Below are 6,963 nucleotides of genomic sequence, written 5' to 3'. Positions count from 1 at the left end.
AGCATCACGGGCGCCCCGGCTGCGGCAATGCCGGCCGCCAGCAGCAGGGTCAGGTCGATGGCGCCAAGCCAGCTCGGCCCCACTCCCGCTGTCTCGCTGCCCAGCAGCAGCCCGGCCAACAGCGGGCCGACCAACTGGCCCAGCGAAAACGCTGCGGTGAACCAGCCGAAACCGCTGTCCATCTGGTTCAGCGGCGCATAGCGCCCGATGGCGGACTGGCCGGCAATGGTGAACACGAGGTGTCCCACCCCGAGCAGGGCAATCGAGATCGCGATGACCGCGAACCCCTGTGCCAAGGCCAGCCCCAGCGTAGCCACCGCCAGCAGGGCCGCACCCAACGCGACCATGCCCTTGAGCGACGGAATCCGGTCGCTCACCCGCCCCAGCCACAGCGCCGCCACCACCGGCAGCACGGCGTAGACGGCGGTCACCACGCCGATGACTGCCGCGTCTCCGCCCAGGGCCAGCAGCTTGTACGAAACCACCGGCCGCGACACGTTCAGGGACGTCTGGGTCAGCACGGCGGCCGCCATCAGGACCCAAAGCCAGAGGCGGGAGCCGGGCTGGTTCGGCGGATGCGTGCTCATGTCCTCGTTCCTGAAGTACGGCCGGCCTCCCCATTCTGCCCCGCGCCCGGCCGTTCGTCGCAAAACCGTTGCGCAGCCGGTGCCCCGGTGGTCGAATGGGTGGCATGGCTACTGGGGAGACGGTCCTGGCGATCGGGACCAAGAAAGGGCTGTGGCTGGCTACCAGCCGCGACCGGACCAATTGGTCCCTGTCCGGCCCGCACTTTTTGATGAGCGAGATCCCCAGCATCGGGATCGACCAGCGCGGCGGCCCGACCCGCCTGCTGGTGGGAGCCCGCTCCGAACACTGGGGGCCCACAATCTTCCGCTCGGAGGACCTCGGCGAGACCTGGACCGAACCGGAGAACGGCGCCATCCGCTTCGGCGACAACGACGGCGCCGCGGTGGAGCGGATCTGGCAGATCCAGCCGGACGCCGCGGACCGGCCGGGCGTTGTCTGGGCCGGCTGCGAACCGATTTCGGTCTGGAAGTCCACCGACGGCGGCGAGCACTTCGAGCTCAACCGCAGCCTGTGGGACCATCCGGACAAGGACCAGTGGGGGGCCGGTTACGGCGGAGCGGCGGTCCATTCGGTCCTGCCGAGCCCCAAGGATCCGGACACCGTGCACGTGGCGATGAGCACCGGGGGCGTGTACCGGACCACCGACGGCGGCGCCAGCTGGCAGGCACGCAACCACGGCATCAGCGCCTACTTCATGCCCGATCCGAATCCCGAGGTGGGCCAGTGCGTCCACAAGATCGCCCGGGATGCCGCTGATCCGTCCACGCTCTTCGCGCAGAACCACCACGGCGTCTACCGCTCGGACGATTCCGGCGACAACTGGCAGTCCATTGCCGACGGGCTGCCCACCGATTTCGGTTTCGTCATGCTCACCCATCCGCGCAGGTCCCGGACCGCATGGGTGGTCCCGATCAAGGCCGACGGCGAGCGGATTCCGCCGGACGGGCATCTCGCCGTGCACCGGACCGACGACGGCGGCGCCACCTGGGCGCGTTTCGCCACCGGGCTGCCGGACCAGGATTACAACGTGGTGCTGCGCGACGCGGCCGCCGTGGACACCGGCGATCCGGCCGGCGTCTACTTCGGCACCCGCGGCGGCTCGGTGTACGCCAGTGCCGACGAGGGCGAAGTCTTCGTGGAAGTGGCCTCGGGGCTGCCGGACGTCCTGTGCGTCCGCGCGGCCACCCTGTAAGGAGGAATGCCGTGGTGGGTGTGGCAGAAAAAGCGGTCACCGTCGTCGTGCCCAGCCTGCTGGCCAAGGTGACCGGCGAGCAGCGGGAGCTGACCGTGCCGGCATCCGGCCCGCGGTCAGTGGCGGAGATCCTGGACGCCTTGGCCGGCGATTACCCGGTCTTCAACCGCCGGGTCCGCAACGAAACCGGTGCCATCCGCCGCTACGTCAATCTGTATCTCGACGGCGAGGACATCCGCACGCTGCAGGGACCGGCGACGCTCGTGGAACCTGGCCAGGAACTGCTGATTATCCAGTCCGTCGCCGGTGGATAGGATCGACGATTAAGCCGACAATGGTGTACCAATAGCCGCCGCAACTTGGAGGAGGGACCCGATGACCAGTAACAGCCAGCACGAAGCAGACATCACGGAAGCCAACGAGGCGGACGTGCAGGAACAGGCCCTTCCAGTCCGCAGTGACGACCTGGAACACGAAGCATCCCCGGAGATAACCTCCACCTGGGAGGCGAACGAGGCGGACCTGCAGGAGCAGCTGGAACTGGTCAAGTCCGACGAGGACGACGAGTATCCGCGCGGGGAAGCCGAGTAGCAGCGGTTACCCGAATCGGCCCTGAGCGGCCAAGGCGCGCCGCCCGCTACTCCCCGACCAGTCCGTCCACTGCCTCGCGCAGCAGGTCGGCATGCCCGTTGTGCCGCGAGTACTCCTCGATCATGTGGACCAGGATCCACCGCAGGCCGGGAACCCCGGCAGTGGACCCGGCCGCCGAGCCGGCCCCGTCGAGGCCCCCGTCGGCCAGGGCTTCAGCGGTCAGGGAGCGGGAGCGTGCCACGGCGGCTTTCCACATGCGGCGGAGCTGTTCCGGTGTGTCTTCGGCCGCGGACTGCCAGTCCCAGTCCGGGCTGGCCTCCCAGTCCACAGTGTCCCAGGGTGGCTGCGGTTCCTGCCCGTACAACCGCACGGAGAACCAGTAGTCTTCGACGAACGCCAGATGCTTGAGCATCCCGCCCAACGTCATGGTCGACGGAGCCAGCCGCGCCGCCAACTCCTCGGCACCCAGGCCGGCGCACTTCCATTCGAAGGTGGCGCGGTGGAACTCCAGGAAACCCAGCAGGGTCTCCGCCTCCCCCGCCGCCAGCGGAGGGTCGGTGCGGCCTTGCTCGTCCACGTCGCTCATGGTCAGCGAGTCTAGCGGCACTGGAATAATGGCCGCATGCGACTTGCAGTTTTCACGGGATCGGCCAGCGGCAGGGACGACGTCTACGCGCGGGAGGCGGAGCGGTTCGCCACGGAACTGGCCTCGCGCGGCATCGGTATCGTGTACGGCGGCGGGCAGGTAGGCCTGATGGGCGTCGTCGCGGACAGTGCCGTGGCAGCCGGCGGCGACGTGGTGGGCGTGATCCCCGAATCGTTGGACAAGACCGAAGTGGGGCACGTCGGGCTGAGCACCCTGCACGTGGTGGACTCCATGCACGAGCGCAAACAAATGATGGCGGACCTGGCCGACGCCTTCGTGGCGCTTCCGGGCGGCATCGGAACGCTGGAGGAAATCTTCGAGGCCTGGACGTGGCTTCAGCTCGGGATCCACGAGAAGCCGGTGGCCTTCCTGAACATCAACGGTTTCTGGGACCAGCTGCTGGCGACCATCGACGGCCTGGTCGCAGGCGGCTTCCTCAAGCAGGACTACCGGGATGCGGTCATAGTGGCAGGCTCCGCCGCCGAACTGCTGGACGCCATCGAGGACTGGACGCCGCCGGTGCGCAAGTGGCGGGACCCCGGCGAGCGCAGCCGCATCTAGCGGCCTCAGCGGAATGCAGACAGCGCCCCTCCCGTCCGGGAGAGGCGCTGTCGTGGGCAGCAGACGGCCGGGAGGTCCCGCCGTCGTACCGGGGTGAGGCGTTGAAGCTTACGGGAAGAACTTGTCCAGTTCCGCCGGCTTCTGCAGCGTGCCGTACTTCAGGGCGGCGTCGGCGAGTTTCTGCGCCGCCTCCATGTTGAAGTCCTTGCGGAACGTGGGCAGGGCCATCTCCGCGCGGGCGTCTTCGTCGATCTTGGTGTAGGTGCCCACGATCTCGCGGACCTCGTCCGGGTTCTCCTGCGCGTACTCCAGCGAGCGGTTCATCGCGGCCTGGAACTTCTTGACCAGCTCCGGATCGCCGGAGACCGTCTCGCCGGTGGCGAAGTAGCCGGAAATGTCCAGGTTCTTGTCGAAGTCGGCGAAGTTGTAGGAGACCACGCGGCCGCCGTCCTCGACGGACTGGGACAGGAACGGATCCAGGATCCACGCGGCGTCAACCTGACCGTTGGCCAGCGCGGCCGGGGCGTCGGGGAAACCGATCTCGACGAACTTCACGCTCTCGGGGTCGCCGCCGTCGGCCTCGATCACGCTGCGGATCGTGGTGTCGCCGATGTTGGAGAGGGTATTCACGGACACGGTCTTGCCGGCCAGGTCCTTGGGCGACTTGATGTCCGAATCGCCCTTCACCACCACCCCGCCGAAGTCATGCGAGGTGTCTCCCGAGGTGGAGTTGCCGTTGGCCACCAGCTGGATATCCAGGCCCTTGTCGTTGGCAACCATGACCGAGACGACGTTGCCGAAGGCGAAGTCGAACCCGCCGCTGACCACGGCGGGGATGGCCGCCGCGCCGCCGGCGACGTTCTGGATGTCCAGGTCCAGGCCCTCTTCTTCGAAGAAACCCTTCGAGTCACCGAGCCACAGCGGGGCGGTGTCCACAATCGGGATCACGCCAACGGTCACCTTGGTCAGGTCGCCGGCGCCGGCGGATTCGTTCCCCCCGGCCTCGTTGCCTCCGCCGCCGCTGGGCGATCCGGATCCACAAGCCGCCAGGCCAAGCGCGGAGACACCGGCCAGCAGCGTCAGGAATGTTCGCTTCATGTCACTTCCTCAGTTCGAAAAAATCAAGTGACAGTGCCCGCGGATCTCCCCCAACCGGAGAGCGCGGTCATTGCGCTGCCACCGGGGACCACTATGTCACGGCTCACACCGCACGCCTGCCGCGCGCACGAAATGTGACGCGTCACCCACTTGTTGGCGTCACCCCTTGTTCGCGTCACCCCCGCCCCCGCTGGTTCGCGCCACCCACTCTGCTCGTCGTCGCCCCCTTGTGGGCGGGCCCGCCAGCACTCGCCCTCACCGGGCGGCGAGTTGCTCCTTGACCTGCTTGCGCAGCACCTTGCCCAGGATTGACTTGGGCAGTTCCTGAACCGCGACGATTTGGCGCGGGACCTTGTACGCGGCCAACCGGCCGCGGCAGTAGTCCCGCAACCCCTGTTCGTCCAGCCGGACGGCGCCTCCGGGGCGAAGCACGACGACGGCCGCCACCTCCTCGCCGCCCTCCGGGCGCGGAAGGCCGACCGCCGCGGCCTCCACGACGTCGGGGTGTGAGCGGAGGGCGTCTTCGACTTCGGACGGCGAGACGTTGAAGCCGCCGGTGATGATCAGTTCCTTCACCCGGTCGACGATGCGGACGTTGTGCTGCGCGTCCACGGTGACGATGTCGCCGGTGCGCACCCAGCCGCCGTCGAGCAGGACCTCCGCCGTTTCCTCCGGCTTGCCCCAATACCCCTGGAAGACCTGCGGGCCGCGGATCAGGAGTTCGCCCGGCTGTCCCCGCGCGACGTCGCGCGCCGGGTCCTCCGGGTCAACCACCCGCATCTCCGTGCTGGGGAACGGGACACCGATCGTGCCGTTCTGCCGCGTCGGCGCGAACGGGTTGCCCAGGGCCACCGGCGAGGTCTCCGTCATCCCGTAACCCTCCACCAGCAGGCCGCCGGCGGTCTCCTCCCACAGGTCCACGGTGGCCTGCGGCAGGTTCATGGCACCCGAGATGGCGAACCGCACGGACCCCAAATCCACCCGGCGCTTCCTGGCCTCCCGGGCGGTGCGCTCGTAGATGGGCGGCACCGCGCAGAAGATGGTGGGCGGGGTCTTCTTCGCCGCTGCCAGCACCAGGTCCACGTCAAACTTGGGAAACAGGACCACCCGGGAGCCGATGAGCACCCCGAACGTCAGGTGCAGGGTCATCCCGAAGGCGTGGAACATCGGCAGGATCGCGTACATGACCTCCTTGCCCTCGGACACGCCGTGCATCCACGCGCGGCCCTGCTCCGCGTTGGCCCGCAGGTTCCGGTGCGTGAGCATGGCGCCCTTGGGTTTGCCGGTGGTGCCGGAGGTGTACTGGATGGCCGCCAGGTCGGTCACCGCCGGCCGGGGGTGCGACTTCTTCAGCGGCCTGGCCTGCAGCAGCCTCTCCCACGTCACAGTTCCCTTAACCCGGGTGGTCAGCGCCTTCCGCGCGGTCCTGGCCGCCGGGACGGGCAGCCGCAGGGCCAGGCGCTTGGCCCGGGGCATCGCACGGGCGAGGTCCACTGACACGATCGCACTGACCTCGATGTCCGGCGGAAACGCCTGCACCTTGGCCACCACGTTGTTCCAGACAATGGCAACCGTCGCCCCGTGATCCTCGAACTGGTGGCGGAGTTCGCGCTCGGTGTACAGCGGATTATGTTCGACGACGACGGCGCCCAGGCGCAGCACGGCGTAGAAGGCCACCACGTGCTGGGGGCAGTTCGGCAGGATCAAGGCCACGCGGCTGCCCGGGCCTACGCCAAGCCGGCGAAGGCCTTCCGCCGCCCGGTCGATCTGGCGGCCCAGCTCGCGATAGCTGGTCGTGGCGCCGAAAAAGTCGAGGGCCGTCTTCCTCCGGAACCGGCGGACCGAGTCTTCCAGCATGTGCGACAGGGATTCGGTCGGTACATCGATCTCGGCCGGCACGCCTGGCTGGTAGTTCTGCAGCCACGGGCGATTCTCAACGGTGGACACAGCAGCGACACGTCCTCTCACTCGGTTGCTACCAGTCTAGGGCGCGTCTTTTGGGCCCAACCAGCAGCGCCCCGCCCTCCTCACGGAGAACGGGGCGCTGCGATGCATGCCGGATTACTGCGCGGGCAGCTGCAGAACCTGGTCCACGAAGATCAGGTTCGGATCGGAAACGGTGTCCGCGTTGGCGGCGAACAACTCCTGCCATCCGCCCTGGAGGCCGAGGGACTGGGCGATCTTGCCCAGGGTGTCGCCGGGCTGCACGGTGTAGGTTTCGCCGCTGACCGCCGGTGCCTGGACCGCGGGTGCGGCCGGTGCCGGGGCCGGAGCCTGGGCGACCGGT

General features: G+C 68.3%; 9 protein-coding genes. 4 read left to right on the top strand and 5 right to left on the bottom strand.

The window, feature by feature from the left end:
- Positions 1–587 (bottom strand): MFS transporter (locus AC5RUJ_RS08465; RefSeq protein ID WP_494155758.1); only part of this gene is annotated, 587 nt, incomplete at its 3' end.
- A 95-nt stretch (positions 588–682) separates the two neighbouring features.
- Here AC5RUJ_RS08465 and AC5RUJ_RS08460 point away from each other — a divergent pair.
- The 3 genes from AC5RUJ_RS08460 to AC5RUJ_RS08450 all read left to right on the top strand — a co-directional run bounded on the left by AC5RUJ_RS08460 (position 683) and on the right by AC5RUJ_RS08450 (position 2,371).
- Complete coding sequence (locus AC5RUJ_RS08460; protein WP_494127651.1) at positions 683–1,780, top strand: WD40/YVTN/BNR-like repeat-containing protein; 1,098 nt, start codon at positions 683–685, stop codon at positions 1,778–1,780.
- 11 nt (positions 1,781–1,791) lie between these two features.
- Positions 1,792–2,094: a MoaD/ThiS family protein gene (locus AC5RUJ_RS08455; protein ID WP_494001101.1), complete on the top strand. Its 303-nt coding sequence runs from the start codon at positions 1,792–1,794 to the stop codon at positions 2,092–2,094.
- 61 nt (positions 2,095–2,155) lie between these two features.
- Positions 2,156–2,371, top strand: a complete 216-nt coding sequence (locus tag AC5RUJ_RS08450) for an Rv3202a family protein (RefSeq protein ID WP_494127652.1) — start codon at positions 2,156–2,158, stop codon at positions 2,369–2,371.
- A gap of 46 nt (positions 2,372–2,417) precedes the next feature.
- Here the strand turns inward: AC5RUJ_RS08450 and AC5RUJ_RS08445 are convergent, their stop codons facing one another.
- Entirely contained in the window at positions 2,418–2,957 is a 540-nt protein-coding gene (locus tag AC5RUJ_RS08445) for a DinB family protein (protein WP_494127653.1), read from the bottom strand.
- A 36-nt stretch (positions 2,958–2,993) separates the two neighbouring features.
- Here AC5RUJ_RS08445 and AC5RUJ_RS08440 point away from each other — a divergent pair, with 36 nt between their 5' ends.
- On the top strand, positions 2,994–3,578 hold the full coding sequence (locus AC5RUJ_RS08440; RefSeq protein ID WP_494025073.1) for an LOG family protein: 585 nt from the start codon (positions 2,994–2,996) through the stop codon (positions 3,576–3,578).
- Positions 3,579–3,686: 108 nt separating this feature from the next.
- Here AC5RUJ_RS08440 and AC5RUJ_RS08435 read toward each other — a convergent pair whose 3' ends face one another.
- The 3 genes from AC5RUJ_RS08435 to AC5RUJ_RS08425 all read right to left on the bottom strand — a co-directional run.
- Positions 3,687–4,676: an ABC transporter substrate-binding protein gene (locus AC5RUJ_RS08435; protein WP_494025072.1), complete on the bottom strand. Its 990-nt coding sequence runs from the start codon at positions 4,674–4,676 to the stop codon at positions 3,687–3,689.
- A gap of 255 nt (positions 4,677–4,931) precedes the next feature.
- Positions 4,932–6,623 (bottom strand): long-chain-fatty-acid--CoA ligase, encoded by a 1,692-nt coding sequence (locus AC5RUJ_RS08430; RefSeq protein WP_494127654.1) that lies wholly within the window; start codon positions 6,621–6,623, stop codon positions 4,932–4,934.
- 114 nt (positions 6,624–6,737) lie between these two features.
- A partial coding sequence (locus AC5RUJ_RS08425) for a LysM peptidoglycan-binding domain-containing protein (RefSeq protein WP_494155757.1) occupies positions 6,738–6,963 on the bottom strand: 226 nt, incomplete at its 5' end.

Source organism: Arthrobacter sp. Y3223164 (assembly GCF_059091005.1).
Note: the sequence above shows the minus strand (reverse complement) of the source record. Positions and strands in the feature narration are given on the sequence as shown.